Source organism: Deefgea salmonis (assembly GCF_020531905.1).
Taxonomy (GTDB): Bacteria; Pseudomonadota; Gammaproteobacteria; order Burkholderiales; family Chitinibacteraceae; genus Deefgea; species Deefgea salmonis.
Map to the genome: position 1 here is coordinate 55,011 of NZ_JAJAWG010000008.1, position 18,103 is coordinate 73,113.

General features: G+C 50.6%; 18 protein-coding genes and 1 tRNA gene. 11 read left to right on the plus strand and 8 right to left on the minus strand.

Going from position 1 to position 18,103, the window contains the following annotated elements; genetic code table 11:
• Window positions 1–40: 40 nt before the first annotated feature.
• Complete coding sequence (locus LG219_RS12050) at window positions 41–1,795, plus strand: isomerizing glutamine--fructose-6-phosphate transaminase (protein ID WP_226764732.1); 1,755 nt, start codon at window positions 41–43, stop codon at window positions 1,793–1,795.
• A 35-nt stretch (window positions 1,796–1,830) separates the two neighbouring features.
• On the opposite strand, the gene LG219_RS12055 is transcribed toward LG219_RS12050, so the two are convergent.
• The gene (locus LG219_RS12055) at window positions 1,831–2,730 is read right to left on the minus strand and encodes a DMT family transporter (RefSeq protein WP_226764733.1); all 900 of its coding nucleotides are present in this window, start codon (window positions 2,728–2,730) and stop codon (window positions 1,831–1,833) included.
• Between the two features lie 303 nt (window positions 2,731–3,033).
• Here LG219_RS12055 and LG219_RS12060 point away from each other — a divergent pair, with 303 nt between their 5' ends.
• The gene (locus LG219_RS12060; RefSeq protein WP_226764734.1) at window positions 3,034–4,194 is read left to right on the plus strand and encodes a benzoate/H(+) symporter BenE family transporter; all 1,161 of its coding nucleotides are present in this window, start codon (window positions 3,034–3,036) and stop codon (window positions 4,192–4,194) included.
• Between the two features lie 95 nt (window positions 4,195–4,289).
• Here LG219_RS12060 and nudC read toward each other — a convergent pair whose 3' ends face one another.
• Window positions 4,290–5,180 (minus strand): NAD(+) diphosphatase, encoded by an 891-nt coding sequence (gene nudC / locus LG219_RS12065; RefSeq protein ID WP_226764735.1) that lies wholly within the window; start codon window positions 5,178–5,180, stop codon window positions 4,290–4,292.
• A 166-nt stretch (window positions 5,181–5,346) separates the two neighbouring features.
• Between nudC and LG219_RS12070 the strand changes: the two genes are divergently transcribed.
• Window positions 5,347–5,694: a BON domain-containing protein gene (locus tag LG219_RS12070; RefSeq protein WP_226764736.1), complete on the plus strand. Its 348-nt coding sequence runs from the start codon at window positions 5,347–5,349 to the stop codon at window positions 5,692–5,694.
• Window positions 5,695–5,799: 105 nt separating this feature from the next.
• Here LG219_RS12070 and LG219_RS12075 read toward each other — a convergent pair whose 3' ends face one another.
• Complete coding sequence (locus LG219_RS12075) at window positions 5,800–6,300, minus strand: arsenate reductase ArsC (RefSeq protein WP_226764737.1); 501 nt, start codon at window positions 6,298–6,300, stop codon at window positions 5,800–5,802.
• Window positions 6,301–6,513: 213 nt separating this feature from the next.
• On the opposite strand from LG219_RS12075, the gene LG219_RS12080 reads away from it, so the two are divergent.
• The 3 genes from LG219_RS12080 (at window position 6,514) to LG219_RS12090 (ending at window position 9,242) form a co-directional block, all read left to right on the plus strand.
• Window positions 6,514–6,599 (plus strand) — tRNA-Tyr (locus LG219_RS12080).
• Window positions 6,600–6,705: 106 nt separating this feature from the next.
• Complete coding sequence (locus LG219_RS12085) at window positions 6,706–7,419, plus strand: pseudouridine synthase (RefSeq protein ID WP_226764738.1); 714 nt, start codon at window positions 6,706–6,708, stop codon at window positions 7,417–7,419.
• 113 nt (window positions 7,420–7,532) lie between these two features.
• The gene (locus LG219_RS12090) at window positions 7,533–9,242 is read left to right on the plus strand and encodes a GGDEF domain-containing protein (protein WP_226764739.1); all 1,710 of its coding nucleotides are present in this window, start codon (window positions 7,533–7,535) and stop codon (window positions 9,240–9,242) included.
• A gap of 100 nt (window positions 9,243–9,342) precedes the next feature.
• On the opposite strand, the gene LG219_RS12095 is transcribed toward LG219_RS12090, so the two are convergent.
• Window positions 9,343–10,488 carry a GGDEF domain-containing protein gene (locus LG219_RS12095; RefSeq protein ID WP_226764740.1) on the minus strand — a complete coding sequence of 382 codons (1,146 nt, stop codon included), beginning with the start codon at window positions 10,486–10,488 and terminating at the stop codon, window positions 9,343–9,345.
• A 158-nt stretch (window positions 10,489–10,646) separates the two neighbouring features.
• Between LG219_RS12095 and LG219_RS12100 the strand changes: the two genes are divergently transcribed.
• Complete coding sequence (locus LG219_RS12100; RefSeq protein WP_226764741.1) at window positions 10,647–11,603, plus strand: carbohydrate kinase family protein; 957 nt, start codon at window positions 10,647–10,649, stop codon at window positions 11,601–11,603.
• Between the two features lie 54 nt (window positions 11,604–11,657).
• On the opposite strand, the gene LG219_RS12105 is transcribed toward LG219_RS12100, so the two are convergent.
• The 4 genes from LG219_RS12105 to LG219_RS12120 form a co-directional block, all read right to left on the minus strand.
• A complete protein-coding gene (locus LG219_RS12105) occupies window positions 11,658–12,236 on the minus strand; it encodes a CNP1-like family protein (protein WP_226764742.1) in 579 nt (192 codons plus the stop codon).
• Window positions 12,237–12,302: 66 nt separating this feature from the next.
• Window positions 12,303–13,619: an ATP-binding protein gene (locus tag LG219_RS12110; RefSeq protein WP_226764743.1), complete on the minus strand. Its 1,317-nt coding sequence runs from the start codon at window positions 13,617–13,619 to the stop codon at window positions 12,303–12,305.
• Window positions 13,616–14,278 carry a response regulator transcription factor gene (locus tag LG219_RS12115; RefSeq protein ID WP_226764744.1) on the minus strand — a complete coding sequence of 221 codons (663 nt, stop codon included), beginning with the start codon at window positions 14,276–14,278 and terminating at the stop codon, window positions 13,616–13,618. Before LG219_RS12115 ends, LG219_RS12110 begins: the two co-directional genes overlap by 4 nt.
• 165 nt (window positions 14,279–14,443) lie before the next feature.
• Window positions 14,444–14,725, minus strand: a complete 282-nt coding sequence (locus LG219_RS12120; RefSeq protein WP_226764745.1) for a PepSY domain-containing protein — start codon at window positions 14,723–14,725, stop codon at window positions 14,444–14,446.
• Window positions 14,726–14,890: 165 nt separating this feature from the next.
• On the opposite strand from LG219_RS12120, the gene LG219_RS12125 reads away from it, so the two are divergent.
• The 4 genes from LG219_RS12125 to LG219_RS12140 all read left to right on the plus strand — a co-directional run bounded on the left by LG219_RS12125 (window position 14,891) and on the right by LG219_RS12140 (window position 18,049).
• Window positions 14,891–15,136 carry a sulfurtransferase TusA family protein gene (locus tag LG219_RS12125; RefSeq protein ID WP_226764746.1) on the plus strand — a complete coding sequence of 82 codons (246 nt, stop codon included), beginning with the start codon at window positions 14,891–14,893 and terminating at the stop codon, window positions 15,134–15,136.
• A 211-nt stretch (window positions 15,137–15,347) separates the two neighbouring features.
• Window positions 15,348–16,385 (plus strand): dihydroorotase, encoded by a 1,038-nt coding sequence (gene pyrC / locus LG219_RS12130; protein ID WP_226764747.1) that lies wholly within the window; start codon window positions 15,348–15,350, stop codon window positions 16,383–16,385.
• The gene (locus tag LG219_RS12135; protein WP_226764748.1) at window positions 16,370–16,882 is read left to right on the plus strand and encodes a hypothetical protein; all 513 of its coding nucleotides are present in this window, start codon (window positions 16,370–16,372) and stop codon (window positions 16,880–16,882) included. The genes pyrC and LG219_RS12135 overlap by 16 nt, the downstream gene beginning before the upstream one ends.
• Before the next feature lie 126 nt (window positions 16,883–17,008).
• Window positions 17,009–18,049, plus strand: coding sequence for a phospholipase A (locus LG219_RS12140; RefSeq protein WP_226764749.1), 1,041 nt, complete (start codon window positions 17,009–17,011; stop codon window positions 18,047–18,049).
• The last annotated feature ends 54 nt before the right edge of the window (window positions 18,050–18,103 follow it).

Below are 18,103 nucleotides of genomic sequence, written 5' to 3' on the forward strand. Positions count from 1 at the left end.
GAATCTGGCGCTGATTTTTGCTTTTTTGTTGAGGTGGAATATGACTGAATTGATTGCCTATATTGCGCCACAAAATGTGTTGCCAGCCTTGTCTGACTGTATTTTGATTTTAAACAGCAGCAATACGCATTTGAATTTAGTCATGGAAGAGCAGACTAAGAGCACGCAAAAGCGTTTGGTTTTGCCGCAACCGGCGCAACGCTTGTCGATTGGGACTGAAGCTTGCCATTGGCTGATCGCGAGTTTGCATCATGAGCCACAAGCTTTAACGCCGACCAATCGGGCGGGTTTGCAGATTCGGGCGATGGGGCATTGCCTGAATCATCAAGATTTAGCGCACAGCCTTAATTTGGGTGACGCGTGCAGTTTGAATGAATTGATTGCGGCGATGTTGCAACGACAAATTGACGATGGGGCGAGCTTGACCGAGGCGATGCTGATCGCCAATGCGCAATTAAAAGGCCAGATCAGCTATCTGTGTCACCAACAAAGCCAAGCGCAGTTTATTTTGGCCAGTTGTTTGGGCCAGCCCTTGTTTGTCGGACTTGAGTCGGGCTTGCGGCAAATTTGTTGCAGTAGTTTACGGCTGATTCGCCAACGCGCTAATCAGGTGTATACGATGAAAGACGGCGACATTGTTCGCTTTGGGCTAGATACCCCTTTGTTAGTTCTGGGGGGTGGCTTTGAGCAAGTGTTAGAGATGCCGGCCGTGACCAAGAACCAAAGTGTGCCGCATTTTATGCTGGAAGAAATTGAGTCCCAGCCCGAAACGCTGGCGATTTTGGTACAAAAATACCACGCCGGCTATATCTTACCCTTGGCATTGCGCGCCAAATTATCCAGCATTCGCAGCGTGACTTTATTGGCCTGTGGTTCGAGCTATCACGCCGCTTTGATTGCGCGCTATTGGTTTGAAACCTTGGCTGGTGTTATGGTGCAAGTGGGTTTAAGCAGTGAATATTGTGATCGCGATGTGCGTGCTGATGATCATGATTTGATGATTGCGATTTCGCAATCGGGCGAAACCACCGACACCATTGCGGCGTTAAAACACGCGCAAGCATCAGGTCGGCCCCGCACGGTGGCCTTGACCAATTCTCCTGGCAGCACCCTCACCACTTTGGTGGATCATCATTTGCTCACGCACAGCGGTGCTGAGCAATCGGTGAGCGCGACTAAATCACTCACCGCCCAAATCTTGCTGCTGTTTATGCTGGCCAATGCGCTGGGTCAGGCGCGCGGGCATTTAAGTGCCGAGCAAGTGGCAAGCCATGAGCAAGAAATGTTGCTCTTGCCCAATGCGGTGGCGCAAACTTTGCTGCTCAATAAAGAAATTCGTCGCTGGGCGAATAGCTTGCACCGGAAACATAATTTATTTGTCATCGGTCGGCACACGCATTATCCGGTGGCGATGGAAGGCGCGTTTAAGCTCAGAGAAGTGGCTTATCAGCATGCCGAGGCATTTCCCGCTGGCGAGTTAAAACACGGGCCGATTACCTTGGTGAATGATGAGTTACCGGTGATTGTGTGCTTGCCGTGGAATCAGCAAGCACAAAAAATGCTCGATGATTTAAAAGCCATTCGTGCCAATCATGGTGAAATTTTTATTTTGTCTAACGGCAATATTGCGTCGGTTGAAGGCACGAGCGTGATTCGGATGCCAAGCGGTTTAACGCATTTGAGCCCGATTATTTATATCGTTGCACTGCAAATGCTAGCGTATTACTGCGCGGTATTGAGTGGCAACGCCATCGATACGCCGCGCAACTTAGCTAAAGTGACAACGGATCTGTAATGCAACGATCCCCAGATGGTTATCTGGGGATGGGTTTACTTCTTGCTGACCATCCAAACGCCGCTGAGCACAATGGCGGCACCGAGCCATTGTAAGGCGCTGAGGCGTTCGTTCAAAATCCCCATACTCAGCACAATCGACAGCACCGGGCCAAAACTCCCAATCACAGCGGTGCGCCCAGCGCCGATGCGTTTCATGGCATTGGTCATGGCATACACCGGCAAGACGGTGGAGAAAATCGCAATGGTCAGCGCATAGGCCCAAACCGGCCACGGCTGAACCACGCTGCTCAGTGGATGGCTGATTAACCAGTGCACTAAAATCCCCAAGCCCGACACGGTGAGCGCCAATTCAGTAAAGCGCATTGAACCAACGCGTTCGATCACCGCTGGGCTCCACGCCATATACAGCGAAAAAGCCAAAGTACTGGCCACCACAAAACCAATGCCCACCCAATCGGCGTGGGCATTCATGAGCTCCGGTGCTAACACCAAAACCATGCCTAGATAAGTTAACGGTAGTGCGCGTTTGATTTTGGGGGGAATCGGCTGGCCGCTAAACCAAGACACCAGCAAAACAGTAAATGTCGGATACAGGCATAAAATCAGGCGCTCTAGACTGGCGCTGACGGTTTCAAGGCCGATGAAATCGAGCACGCTGGATAAATAATATCCGAGCAAACCCAAGCCAAACAGTTTGAACTTATCTAAAGGCGCGATCGGCGTTTCTGGTGCGTCGCTACTGGCATGCAGTCGCCATAATCTCACCATCCACAGCAAAGCAATCGCAAACATCAGCCGCAGCATCACCAGCGTGACGGCATCGACGCCATAGGGATATGCCAGCTTAATAAACACGCCCTTCATGGCAAAGCCAGTGGCGGCAAAAGCGGCTAAGAAAACCCCGATGCGGATTGATTGGGCTGAATTGGGCATGGCGTCATCCTTGATGGGCGGAAATCCCGGCTTAGGATCGCTAGCGCCGGTGAAATCGCGGGTGTTGTTTGCGTCGTTCCGACGTTGCTGGTCACCGTGCGAGTGAGCGTTCAATGACTTGGAAATGATTGCTTTGGTGCGGCATGAGAGGGTTTTTGCTGCTTTGCATCACGCCTTATGATGCTTTCAGGATCATTGTCTCGTCAACAGACCCTTGTAACCAAATGTTTGTATTGACTGGCTTGCGCCTTGCCGCATCAGGACTCAGCCAGCACAATAAGCGCTTCAATTAAGGGGTTGCTCATGTCGGTGTGGCGAGATAGTTCGGTTTCTGCGGTGGTGGCGGGCTTGGTGACGGTGTTGGTCGGCTTTACCAGCTCGGCAGTGATTGTGTTTCAAGCGGCGCAGGCTTTAGGTGCGAGTCCAGCAGAAATCGCTTCATGGATGTGGGCTTTGGGTTTGGCGATGGGGGTGAGCTGTATCGGTTTATCGCTGCGCTACCGAGTTCCCATCGTCACGGCATGGTCAACACCGGGCGCGGCTTTACTGGTCACCAGCGCAGCTGGGATTAGCATGCCCGAGGCGATTGGGGCGTTTATGATTTCCGGTGCGCTCATCGTGCTGATGGGCATCACTGGTTGGTTTGAGCGCGCGATGCAGCGTATTCCATTGGGCATTGCTTCGGCGATGTTGGCAGGGGTGTTATTGCGTTTTGGCTTGGGGGCATTTAGTGCTTTGCAAACCGAGTTGGTTTTGGCCAGTAGTATGTTGTTGACGTATTTGCTATTGCGTCGATTTTGGCCTCGTTATGCCATTGTAGGGGTATTGCTCTGTGGGGTATTGGTGGCTGCGTGGCGTGGGCTATTACATCTAGAAGGTATTGAGCTAACGCTGGCGATGCCGATTTGGACCACGCCAGAGTTCAGCTGGAGTAGTTTGGCCAGTGTGGCTTTGCCCTTATTTATGGTGACGATGGCCTCGCAGAATGTGCCCGGCGTGACGGTATTACGCGCCAATGGCTACAGGCCGCCGATTTCTCCTTTGATCAGTAGCACCGGCCTGCTGACGGTGTTACTCGCGCCATTGGGCGCTTTTGCGATTAATTTAGCAGCGATTACTGCCGCCATTTGCATGGGGAAAGACGCGCATGAAGACCCGAGCAAACGCTATATTGCGGCGATGGCTGCTGGGGTGTTTTATCTACTGATTGGCGTCTTTGGTGCGACGGTGGTGGCGGTGTTTGCCGCTTTTCCCAAAGAGCTGGTGCTGGTGGTGGCCGGCTTGGCATTGATGAATATCATCGGCAGCGGTTTGGCGCTGGCGATGCGCGATGAAAAACAGCGCGAAGCGGCAATCATTACTTTTTTGGTCACCGCTTCAGGCCTGACCTTATTGGGTATTGGTTCAGCCTTTTGGGGCTTGGTCGCCGGTGTGGTCGCGGCGCTGGTGCTGCATAAAAAATAAGCCGTAATCTTTCGAGGTGCTTGAGCGCTGCACCGCGTCTTTGGCATTCACCCCCGCTCAGTGCTTAAACGATGGCGGCTGAACGGGTGCTGGGTTTATGGATTGGCGGCGAGTCCCGCTTGCAATAGTCGATAAGCAATGCTGCTGGCGCTGGGCAGCAGCGGTAAGTCATCAGGGCTAAACCAGCGTGCGTCTTCGATTTCATCGGCTTGGCACACAATCTCACCAGAGACATAATCGGCAAAAAAAGCCAGCATCAAAGAGTGCGGAAACGCCCAGCTTTGGCTGGAAAACCAGCGCAAATTGGTGATTTCAACGCCGACTTCTTCGCGCACTTCGCGGTGCGCGCATTGCTCGAGGCTTTCGCCGGGCTCAACAAATCCAGCGACTGCGCTATACATGCCGCTGCGAAAATGCGGCGAGCGCGCCAACAATACCTCGCGGCCACGTTGAATTAGCACCATCACTGCCGGCGATAAGCGTGGCCAAACCCGCTGCTGACACGCAGTGCATTCGCAGGCAATTTCATGTTCAAGCGCCAAGGTTGGCGCACCACACACACCACAAAAGCGATGCGTGCGATAAAAAGTCGCAATCTGGCTGACGCGACACGCCAGCGCCCACAGCGTTTCGCCCAGTAAATCAAAGCTAGCGCGTAAATCCATCGTGCTCAGTGTTGTTGGCAATGGCGTTGTGGCATCCCAAAGCGCCATTTGTATTTTTTGCTGTGCAAGCTGGCCAATACTCAGCAAGGTGTGTGGCGGAGTCAGCACGGCGAGCTCGCTGGCTGAAGCTAAAGTGTCCGAACAAAAAATCAAGGTATTGCCATGCAGCGCAATCACAATAGCGCTTGGATCAAGATACCTGTCTTGTTGATGGACTGCTGTGAATGCCGTGGGCAACATAAAGCGACAACCTTGTTGTGCAGAAACCGCATAAAAATTAAAACCACAATGGCTTGAATTAAACCATTGACGACGCAGCACAGCAAGGCACAAGCGCAGAGATGCTGTTGCTGATTTGCATTTGTCATAAGACTTAAACATTTCTGTAATGTAATACTTTTAGAATCAGCGATATCAAGCGCTGAGCACGAAGTCGTCGTTCTTTAGCAGCGCTATTTTTATTAATTTAAACCGATGAGTGAAAATCATGAAAAAAGTATGCCTGCTTGCTACGCTACTGTGCGCTGCAGTATTGTCGACCGCGTGCAGCTCAACCGCTGAAAAAGTTGCCGCCCCTGCTGCGCCAGCTGTGAAGCCGGCAGCGGATGCCGTTGCGGTTGCTAATCATGTCAAAAAAGCCTTGGATGCTGAGCCTGCATTGAAGCCATTCAATTTGCAAGTGAAAGGCGCGAACGATAAAAAAGACCCAACTAAAGTCGATGTAACGATTGTTGGCGTGGTTGAAATCGGTGAGCAAATGGCGCAAGCGGGCATGATTGCTGAGCAAGTGAAAGGCGTTCAATACGTGTTTAACAATATTGAGCCAAAAAACTAACACCGCACTCGGTCATAGTTGATCGGCCAGCCAGTCGTTGACGGGTTGGCGATCGCAGCCAGCTAGCCTCGGATTTCCAATTTGGAAAACGAGGCTTTTTAATGTTTAGCGCGGCGCTGGCGACACGGTTTGGCCGATTTGCTGCACATGATGCTGCGACGCCAGATGTGCCAACTTATCCATTGGCAGTGCTGCCAATAAATCAATCCGATGCTTGATAAATAAAAACACATCATGAAACGCTTTGCGGCGATCCATTTCTTGGTAGCGCAAACTCGGGTCTTCCACATTCCAATGCGCGGTCAGTGCGCCACCTGGCCAGCTTGGACAGACTTCGTTGGTAGTGGCATCGTCCAGCGTAAAAATGAAATCCATTTCAGGCGCGCCAGCCAGCAAAAAAGTATTCCAGCTTTTGGGAGGACTTGGCGGCGTGACCCCAAAGTGCTGCAAGGTCGCCAAGGTCAGCGGATGGAGTTCGGCCAGCGCTTGGCGACCGGCGCTATAAGCCATAAATCGATCAGCCGCAAAGTGGTTCATCATCGCTTCGGCCATTGGGCTGCGGATGGCATTGTCGGTGCAGATAAATAAAACGGAATATGGTTTCAAACGCTAAGCTCCTATGCACGATGTCGTGAGCCTAGTCGTTGCCCAGTGTTTACTGCGGCAAAAGGCGACTGTGCCCAGTGTGGATTATTACGCCGCAAGATGACAAACAATGTGGCAGCGTTAGTTTGTTTTATTTATGCAACATTGAGTTGAAAATAAATTCCCGGGGGGCTTGACGGTATCGTGGCTCAAAGGCATAATTGCCGTCCTCGTGGAGGGGTTACCCCAGCGGTCAACGGGTCCGGACTGTAAATCCGGCGGCTCAGCCTTCGAAGGTTCGAATCCTTCTCCCTCCACCAGTTTCCCCTTGTTGTTGTCTGTATCACCTCTCGCTTTAGCTCATCCTCTGTTTCAAAGTCATCACTTAGCCTTACAATGGTGTATCCATTCGTATGAGTTCTGATCATGAAAAAACTATCGCTCGATAAAATTTTGCAAAGCCAAGGTTTTGGTTCGCGTAAAGGCTGCCGTGATTTAATCGAAGAAGGTGAAGTTTCGATTGATGGCGTCGTTATTCAAAAATGGAAAACCGAATACCAGCCTGAAGGCTTGGTGTTTCAGGTGTTTGACGAAACCTGGGAATATCGCGAAAAAGTCTATTTAGTCCTCAATAAACCCAGTAGTTACGAATGCTCGCGTAAGCCCACGCATCATCCGGCGGTATTAACGCTGTTTCCGCAAAACATGGAATGGCGTGATGTGCAGCCGGTTGGGCGTTTAGATCACGATACGACGGGGTTGTTATTGCTATCGGATGATGGGGCTTTTATTCACGCGCAAAGCTCACCGAAGCGCCATCAACCTAAAACCTATATTGCCACTACCGCTGAGCCTGTGACTGATGCTTTGGTCGCGCAGCTATTGTCTGGTGTGCAATTGATCGATGAGCCCGCGCCGATTGCGGCCTTAGTGGCCAACAAAGTCAGCGAGAATGAAATCGAAATCGTGCTCGAGCAAGGCAAATACCATCAAGTGAAACGCATGTTGGCTGCGGCAGGCAATCATTGCAGTGCTTTGCGCCGCGTAAAAATTGGTGGTTTGCAACTGGCTGATTTGGATTTGGCCGAAGGCGAGTGGCGCTTTTTAAGTGCTGATGAATTGGCTTTATTGCAGGGCTAAGCACGCCATTCACCACCGGTCTTTTGAGTAAACCCCGAATTATTCGCGGCCTACGTATTGCTATCTATACTAGACATATTCTAGTCAGCTTTGGTTTAGATGTGATACAGCGAATGTGGGTTTCTTGGCTGCTGGCCTTGATCATCTTGCTACTGGTGGTGACAGGGCTTAGCTTTGGCGTTTTGCATTATGTCGAAAAGCAGCAAATAGCGCAGGCCTTGCAGTCACTGCAAACGCAGTCGCGAATGCAATTGCTGCGCCTAAACCAAATCCTTGAACATCATGATCCACAGCAAGTGCATTTTTCTGCGGTGGATATCGATGCGGTTTGGCCTCGGGTCAATGGGGATTTGGCAACGACGCCCGCTGCCTTACAGCAATTGGCGCGCGCTTTGCAGGTCGATCATGTATCGATTTACTATCCACAAAGCGCGTTGATGATCGGCGCGGCAGTCGGTGAAAACGCCGATGAGAGTTGGCAAAAATCAGCATTATTGACAGAACAATTACGCCAAAAATCCGGCAGCGCTGCAGTCATTAAAAATCACTTGGCGATCTCGGCCAGTAGCGGCAAGCTGACGGCATATCATTTTTATTCGCCATCAAAGCAAGCATTTTGGCTCATTGCGAGTGTGGCGATCAAGCCTTTATTGCAAGGCCAAGAAGGCGATCCGGCCGCCTTGTTTGATGCCTTATTTCATATTCCCAGCTCGAATTTAATCCCCAACGAGGTGGATATTTTGCTGCAGGGGCCGCATGGCTATTATTCCGTTTTTACTGAACAGCGATTGCTCATTCAACCGCCGCTATTGGGTAGTCAGCCAGTGCAAGACGGGCAAGGGCGGTATTTTCTGGCTTTGGCGCTGGAGCCACAGTTGTCGTATAGCTATATCGTTATCGCGGTTGATTTTGATTTAAGCATTTTTCAAGTGGCCAGACAGCGACTGGGCTGGGGATTGGTGTTGATTTCTATCTTGGCTTTACTGGCGACGTATTATTTAGTTCGCAGACATACACAAAACTGGCAAGCGAAGACTTTACAATTGTTACAGCGTTACGAAAGTGCGGCGCATGTAGAAGTCTCGCAAGACCCGGCCTTGCAGCCTTTGGAACACTTTTGCTTGGCTCGGCGGCAGGCCAAGCAAGATCAGACGCTGCAGCAGCAAGCTGAATTAAATGCGGCGAAAGAAGAAGGGCAGCATAAAGCGCAGTTGCTCGCGGTGCAAACCAGTTTGCGTCAGCAAAGTGAAGCGACTTTATCTGAGCTGCGGATTGCATTTGAGATGGTGAATTCGAGTTTGCTCGAAGCCAATCGACGCTTGGTGCATGACGCAGAAACTGACACTTTAACCGGTTGTGGTAATCGGCGGCAGTTTGAGCAAATGGTATCGGCTGAAATGTCTCGAGCGGTTCGATACGGGCAACATGTTTGTTTATTAATGCTCGATATTGATTTTTTTAAGCGGGTGAACGATGAATTTGGTCACCCAATGGGCGATTTGGTGTTGGTGCGTTTAGCTGAATTGATCAAGAGTCAGATTCGGCCTAGCGATACTTTATTTCGTTGGGGCGGTGAAGAGTTTGTACTGTTAGTGCCCAGTGTGACGCAGGAGCAAGCGGGTTTATTGGCCGAAAAATTGCGCCAATATATTGCTAGTGCACATTTTCCACATCGACACACGTTAACCATCAGTATTGGTTTGGCGGCGTTTCGGGTGTCTGACTCGTTTGATGAATGGATGCAGCGGGTGGATGCGGCGCTGTATCAAGCCAAAAGCAATGGCCGCAATCGTGTTGAATCGGCAGCAGAAAATAAAGAATAAGTGGCAACGCTGCGGTACAGTATCAACACTATATCGAAATATATATGGGTATTGCTTTGTAGCTAATGCAATATAAGCTCTGTAGTTAAATACCCTTGCATTAAGCAACTTCAGCCGGGGAAAGAGGTGCTTTGTTGATGAGCGGCTTGGGTTTTTTTCGTTGTTCAATTGCGGCTTGCAGCGCCATCATCAATGTATTGGCGTTATCGCCGTCAACACCGGCGCGCACGACGTCAATGACGCTGCCCAGATGAAAGCTGCTATCGCTATGCTCAATTTGTAAGCTGTTAATTGCGAGTTCGATTTCTAGCATGGTGTTGCGCACCTGCTGAATCGGCATATTACTCAAGACCAAAATAAAATCATTGCCAGTAAAGCGCCCAATACCGCTAGGGTAGGCCGTGGCGGCGATGGATTTTAAGCCACGGCCGACTTTTTTGAGCGCCATGTCGCCAGCTGCAAAGCCATAGCGCTGATTGATTTCATGAAATTGCTTGATATTCACACCAATAATCGCCAATGACTGACGGTATTTTTGAGTGCGACGCAGCTCGCGCACGGTGTATTCCTCAATACCGCGCCGATTGAATAAACCAGTGAGCGCGTCGTAACGATTGAGCTTGATTAAACGGGTGTGTAGTCGATGCGACAGCGTGGTGTGATAACTGTATGGCAAGGCCAAATTGCTGATGAACAAGGTGATTAACAGGGCATGTTGAAAAGCGTCGGCTGGCAGGCAAATTAGAAATAAGATCATGCCGGCATAGCCTAACCAAATGAGAATTAACACTTGCCGAGGTCGTCGCCAATGCTCATCGTTATCCGCGTGACGCGCCTCATAAGCGATTCGCAGTAACAGCGGTAACAATATGGCGCATTGTAAGGTCCAAGTCTGAGATGGATTGAGGCCGCCTAGCCATTGGCCGCTCAGAAGCAGCACGCTGATCAGTAAGCTCCATGCCCAGTGGCCTAATACGGCCGGTCGAGCAAAAAACCGCCGTGTTCCGGCGAGTAAAATGAGCAAACCGGCGATCAAAAAGGGCGCAACAGCAGTGTTGTAGGCGCTATTTAAGGCAAAGGCATAGCCGAGAGTTGCCAAAGCGTGCAGCGCGCCGCCATAGGCCAACGTGCTTAATCCGCGCTCGGAATGATGCGCACGAACCAGTAGCGCATATTGCGCAGTGGCAACGACGCAGCTCACTACCGCCAAGCTCAAGATGACTGATGATGAAAGAATAAGTCCCATGGCATAAAAGTACCTGAAAACCGACAGAATATGCACGGGTAATAAAAACTTGGTGTATGAATACAGACAGAATTAATCGGCAAACGACCGATGCCAAGGTGTTTCGGCCAGCCGCACAGTGATGATGAAATCTGTTTAATCGAGATTAGGAGATCAAAATGGCAGTGTTAATTTGTGGCTCAATGGCTTATGACACGATTATGGTTTTCCCCGGTTATTTTAAGCAGCATATTTTGCCCGAGCAGATTCATATTTTATCGGTGTCATTTTTAGTGCCAGAAATGCGCCGCGAATTGGGCGGCTGTGCCGGCAATATTGCGTACACGCTTAAAATGCTCGGTTCTGAGCCATTGATTATGGCAACCGTGGGGCAAGATTTTGGCCCTTATGCGGCGGCTTTAGATCGGCAGCAGATTCGCCGCGATTATATTCAGGTGCAAGATGGTTTTACTGCACAGTGCTTTATTACGACGGATTTAGACGACAACCAAATTACCGCTTTTCATCCGGGGGCGATGAATGGCTCGCATCTCAATACCGTGTGCACGGTGGCAGAGCCAATCGAGATCGCAATTGTATCGCCCGATGGTAAGTCGGGGATGCAACAGCATTGCGAGCAATTGGCTGCGGCCAATATCCCATTTATTTTTGATCCCGGCCAAGGCTTACCGATGTTTAACGGTGACGAGCTCAAAGCCATGCTGGCTTTAGCCAGTTATGTCACCGTCAATGACTATGAGGCGGAAATGCTGTGCGCTCGCACTGGCCTCAGCCTGCTGGAGATCGCCGCGCAAGTGCGCGCGCTGATCGTCACTTTGGGCGCGCAAGGTGCGAAAATCTATACGGCGGGGATTTGTCATGCCATTCCTGCGGTGCCCGCCAGAGCGATTTTAGATCCCACCGGCTGTGGTGATGCGTTTCGAGCCGGGCTGCTGCATGGATTGAGTCTGGGCTGGGATTGGCCCCGCATCGGTCGTTTGGCTTGTTTGTTGGGGAGTTTGAAAGTTGCCCAGCAAGGGGGGCAAAATCATCATTTTACTGCGCGCCAATTAGCTGAAAAGTATCAGGCGGCCTTTGCTGAGCCGCTGCCGGACTTTTTGTATGAAGTGCAATAAATGGGTTGAAGAGGCTGTTGACGCTGGCAGTTTGTCGTCAACAGCCGGAGGTGATTATTTGGCGCGGCAGCCAAGGCAATCACCGGCTTGTTTGTCGATGGTGAAGTCTCTGCGAATGGTTTCAACCGGCCAAGGATCGCCCATCTGGCAGAAGTTGTCCGACAAGCTGCCTTGCCAAGCATTGTATTGATTTTTACTTAATGGCTTCCATTTCACTTGCGTGCTTTTTTGCCATTCATTCTTGGTGGGGTTGCCCCAAGCATAAGTACGGTATTGGTTGCTTTTGCAATCAATGCCTTCAAATAAGATATTTTTGGGGCCACCGGCTTTGGGCGTAACGGCGATGACATAGCGCACAATCCGATCTGGCCCGAGGCTGAGGCTATCAAGGGACAGATAGTAATTATTATTTTTAATTTCTTGCGCAAACTTAACCGGAGCCCATTGTTTGAGCGTGGCTAAATCTGGATATTGAATCTCTTGTTCAGTCGGAATCACCGGGGCTTTATTTTTAAAAAAACCCATTAAGCCATCGCCTTCACCGGCTTCAATATTGTCCGGAGTGTGAGTCTCGTATTCTGCCGCCTGCACCAATCCAGCAAGCAAACAAGTCAACAGCAGGATTTTATGCATCGTCGTGAGTCCAATCGAGAGTAAAGGCAGCATCGTAACAAGTTCAGCGAGTCGCCTCAATGCTGTTTATTGCGCTTCGCGGCGAAACATGATCTCGGCGCAAAATCCACCCGAGGCGCGGTTGCTGATTTTGAACTTCGCGAGATGCAAATCGGCGATCCGGCGCACGATCGATAAACCCAAACCTGCCCCAGGCTGGCTTTGCCCAGCAGGGCGATAAAAACGTTGGCCAATGCGGGCCAAATCATCGGCGCTCACGCCTGGGCCATTATCGCAAACGCTGAGTGTTGCCCCGCGAATCTGGATGACAATCTCGGCGTCTTGGCCAGCGTAATGCTTGGCATTTTCCAGTAAATTCCTGAGCAATAATCCCAGCAATAGCGGTTGGCCGATTAAAGCGCAGGGTTGCTCAACCCGCAAATGCGCTTCATCGGCGGGCAAATGGGCTTCTAGCAAGGCGCTACGCGCTAGATCACTCAATGAAATAGCCTCAAATTGTGGTGTTTCACCATGATCTAAACGAGACAATGCCAGCAGTTGGGTCACCAAGCGCGTGGTTCGATCAACGCCTTGTATCGCTTTACCGAGTGCTTTTTCGCGCGTTTCTGGTCGTGGGCTACTTTGCGCTAATTCAATTTGCACGCGTAAACCAGCCAATGGCGTGCGTAATTCATGCGCGGCGTCAGCGGTAAAGCGTCGCTCGCGGGCGAGGGTTTGGCTCACTTGGGCAAATAAGGTGTTGAGCCGGTCGCGTAGCGGGGCGATTTCACTGGGAACGATGATATTGAGTGCGTCCAAATTATTCGGCGCGCGGCGAGCTAATTCGGCATCAACCACTTTGAGCGGTTTGAGGCCTTGTCGAATCGCCAAATACAACAGCGGCAATAATAACAGCAGCGCCCACAGCGCGATTTCGAGCAAATGCTCACTGAGTTCTTCAGCAATTTTGAGTTGATTTTTCAGCGGCTCACCGACAATCAACTGGTGATTGTCACTCGAGCGCACGGTGATTTGCCATTCTTTGCCGTTTAATGCGATGGCGTAAGGTTTTTTGGAAGCGCGCGGCTGGATGGGAAAAGGCATGAGCTGGCTGGCGGCAACCAATCGGCCGTCCAGGTGATAAACCGCAAAAGCCAGCTCATCGTGGTAATCAGTGTCTTTGTTATTGTTGGAGCGCAAATCATCTTCGCCGCCTAAGTTTTGCCACAACATATCGGCGTAAGCGGTGAGTTGATCGTCGAGCACTTCGGCGGTTTCTTGCCGAGTTTCATAGAGCAGTACGGCGCTAAATGCACTCCACGCCAGTATGGTTGCCAACAAAATCAGTAGCGTTAAGCGTGTTGCGAGTGAATGCTTTAGCCAGTGTTGAATGCGATGTATCAATTGGACTCCAAGCGCCAGCCAAGATTACGGACATTGCGGATGACTTCGCTGCCGAGTTTTTTTCTCAGGTGAGACAAATGCACATCCAGCGTATTGCTCTCAATTTCGCCTTGCCAGCCGTAGAGTTTTTCGTCGAATTGACTACGGGATAAATAATGTGGGTAGTTGGCCATGAGTAAATGCAGCAGTTTAAATTCCATGGCTGTTAAGTCGAGGGATACACCGTCTTTGCTGGCGATTTTGTGCGCGGGATCCAGCACAATGCCTTGCCATGAAAGGCTGTTTTCGCTGCGACCATGAGCGCGGCGAAGTAGGGCGTGTAAACGCGCGATCAATTCGCCAAGTGCAAACGGTTTGACTAAATAATCATCGGCTCCGGCATCAAGCCCAGTGATGCGATCTTCAATCGAATCGCGCGCGGTGAGTAGCAAGACTGGCAAGTCGCCCAAAGTGCGGCGTATCCACGCCAATAAGCTCAGACCGTCCAGCCGTGGCATCGCAATATCGAGCACGACTAAGTCAAAGCTGTGTTCGGTTTGTAGCGCCGAACGGCCCGCTTCACCATCTTGAAACCAATCGACGACAAAGCCGGCATCAATTAGGCCGTCTTGTATGCCTTCACCGAGTAATAAATCGTCTTCGACTAATAAAATACGCATGTTTGAGTCCAGTATTGCCGATTGCGACTGACGAAATCGCCGCTTTATGGCGTTAAATTGCGCTCTTTTGCGGGGGCATTTGCTGGTTTATAACCATGTTCTGTTTTAATTGTACCTGTTGTATTGATTAGAAGGCGCAAGCAATCGCCTGCGCACCGGGCGGTGTTAATTAAAATAATTTTTGTGCTCAAACTCAACCATTTCTAAAGTTTTTGGATCGAACGAGACTTCAACGCGTTGATTGTCTTTATTGCGACCTTTGATCTCGTAGCAGCCGTCAGACACTTTAAGACTAGAAATGGTGTAGCCCTGCGCTTCAATTTTGGTTTTCGCTTCGGCAGCGCTCACCCATTGCTCACGGGGATGCGGGGCGCAATCATTGCCGCTGGCAAAACTGAGGGTTGAAGCGGCAAGGGTGGCGGCGGCGAAGAAAGTCATCAGTTTCATAGTGTGTTTTCCAAAGTGGTTTTGATTTGATGACGCTATTTAAACAGCGCTGTATGAAGCGAAACTTAAGCGCAGCAAATTTGCCTCAAGCTTGAGGTGGGATTGATTGCAACAGGTAGGATTGACTTCGGTACAATGGCGTTTTGTTCGCTTGGATCTGCGCTCATGACTGCTCGCATTCACCCGCAATTAACGATTGATCTGTCGGGCTTAAATTGCCCACTACCGATATTGCGCACCAAAAAAGCGCTGGCCACCTTGGCAGGCGGAGAGGTCGTTCAAGTGACGTGTACTGACCCCGCTACGCCGACCGATTTCGCAGCGTTTTGTCGGCAAACCGGCAATGAGTTGCTCGAGCAATGGCAAGAAGAAGCCCGATTTTTGTTTTTGATTAAAAAACGTTCGGAATAACAAGCCGCCATTGCTGACTGGATCTGGCTAGGCCTCCGCTCAAACCGAGCTCGATCGATGTTGAATGATCCCAATTTAGATGAATAACGCAGGTATTTGATTGTAGGTCTTATCAACTATGGGTTGCCTGCCAATACATTGCTATATAGCTACGCTGCCGAAAATGGATGAATCCTAAGGCGGCAGAAATTGACTGTTAAAAGGAAAAAACATGACACAAACCATCACCATCGCTCGTCCTGATGATTGGCATTTACACCTGCGCGATGGCGCGGGCTTGGCGAGTGTTTTGCCGCATACCGTGCGTGAATTTGGCCGCGCTATTGTGATGCCCAACTTAAAACCGCCAGTGACCAATGTCGCTTTGGCTGGCGAGTATCGTCAGCGAATCTTGGCTGCGGTGCCAGCAGGGCAATCGTTTCAGCCTTTGATGACTTTATATTTAACCGATAACACCACCGCGACCGATATTGTCGCCGCCAAAGCCAGCGGCTTTGTGCATGGCGTTAAGCTCTACCCAGCAGGCGCGACGACCAATTCGGATGCCGGTTGTACCGACGTGAATAAGGTGTTACCAGCAATTGAAAAAATGGCCGAACTGGGGTTACCGTTTTTGGTGCATGGTGAAGTGGTCGACAGTGAAATCGATATTTTTGATCGTGAAGCGGTGTTTATCGACCGCATTATGCAGCCGCTATTGGCCAAATTCCCGAACCTCAAAGTCGTTTTCGAGCACATCACCACCAAAGACGCGGCGGATTTTGTGGCGAGCGCGCCTGATAATGTCGCCGCAACCGTGACGGCGCATCATTTATTGATGAATCGAAACGCCATGCTCGTTGGTGGCATTCGCCCACATCTGTATTGTCTGCCGATTTTAAAACGGGAAATTCATCGCCAAGCCTTGGTGAAAGCAGTAACGGCCGATGATAACCATAAGTTCTTTCTCGGTACCGATAGCGCTCCGCATGCCAAAGGCGCGAAAGAAACCGCCTGTGGTTGTGCCGGCATGTATACCGCGCACGCGGCCTTGCCACTGTATGCCGAAGTGTTTGATTTAGCGGGCAAGCTCGATCGTTTAGAAGCGTTTGCCAGCCGGAATGGTCCAGCGTTTTATGGCTTGCCAGTGAGCAGTGAAACTGTGACCTTGCGTAAAGAAAGCTGGGTGGTGCCGACTGAATACGCTTTTGCCGATAGCGTGGTGGTGCCATTGCGCGCCGGTGAGTTGGTGCAATGGAAGCTGGTGTAATGGGCGATGCAATTGTGGTTCAACGTGGCGTGAGCGCCCCTGCGTGGTGGATTACCGGCGCGGCCTTATTTGCAGCGGGCATTTGGGGGCTGCCATTGATTGAATCCACGCAGTTTGAAAATCACTTTTTTGGCCTGTTTTATTACTCGATTTTGGCCGGAATTGTGCTGTTTTGGGCGCTACCTAGCGAGCAGCGCTTTGAAAACGGGCAGTTTGAACGCCGTTTTTGCTTATTGGGTCTGCTGGTGCTGTGGAAAAAAACCACGCCCTTGCGTGCGTTTAGCGAAATCCATTTTGAGCAAGACCCTAATCTATTTCGTAAAGACACGGTGTGGGTGATTCTCTCTGGCGCAGAGGGCGAAGGCGAGCGCTTGGCCTTTGCGAATTTTTCGGCCACGGCGAGCAATATGCTCAAAGCGCAGGCGCTCGCTGAGGCGTTGTCTCAAGCGACGGGTTTACCGATTAGAACGCATGAATCTGCCGGATTGGCCGAATAATTGGTTTGATTTTGTGGCGAAATCTGAACGCTTTGCAGCGTAGCTACGCGTTGCAAAGCGCTCGATGTTATGATTTTTGCACAATGAAATCACACCCTTGCTGGCCGAGGGTTTTAAGGTGAAAAGATGAAAGCAATCTTGAGTTTGGCCACCTTGCTGGCCGCTTCGGCACACGCGAATGATTTGGCGACTTGCCAACAGATTGCAAACAATCAAAACCGTCTGGCTTGTTATGACCAATTAGCGCAACCCAAGCCGCTGGCGCCGATTGCAGTTGCGCCGGTTGCTGCGCCGGTTGCGCCGGCAACGACAGCCATCGCGAAGCTCGATTCGCCGGTCACTACGGCAGAAACGTTTTCTCAGCGCTGGGAGTTATCTGCGCAAGACAAAGACGGTGTTTTTAATATCAAGCCGTACCAGCCGGTGTATATTTTGCCGGTTTCTTGGCGTAAAAAAGTCAATAACGATCCTTGCTCACCCAATCCGCTCAATTGCTCGCATCGTGGCGATCAAGATTATGGCAAGGTAGAAGCGAAGTTTCAGCTTTCGTTTAAAACCAAACTGGTACAAGACGCTTTTGGCTCCGATGTGGATGTGTGGGGCGCTTATACCCAGCAAAGTTACTGGCAGGCCTACGATAGCCAGAATTCTTCGCCGTTTAGAGAAACCGATTATCAACCTGAATTATGGGCGACTTTCCCAGTGCAAGCTGGGCCAGAATGGCTCAAATTACGCATGATTAATTTGGGCGCGATGCATCAATCCAATGGCCAAACCAATCCACTGTCGCGCTCGTGGAATCGCTTATATGCTAGTTTTGGTCTGACTTCGGGCGATGTCTCGGTGCTGATTAAGCCATGGTGGCGCGTGCCTGAGTCGGCCAGTACTGACAATAATCCCGATATCAGCGATTACGTGGGGCGGGTAGAAACGGTGGTGGTTTATCCGTGGCAAAACCATGTGTTTTCACTTACTTGGCGCAATAATTTGAAATTTGGTGGCGCTACGCCAAATCGATCGAACTTCCAATTGGAATGGGCCTTCCCGATTACCGGTAAATTGCATGGTTATGTGCAGGCATTTAATGGCTGGGGCGATTCATTGCAAAACTATAATTTCCACAATAGCGGCGCGGCGATTGGGGTTTCATTGGTAGATTGGCGTTAAGGCTATCGATGCGGCTTAGGTCGTGGGCGATCTTTACTTGCCCTGAGTCGGTAT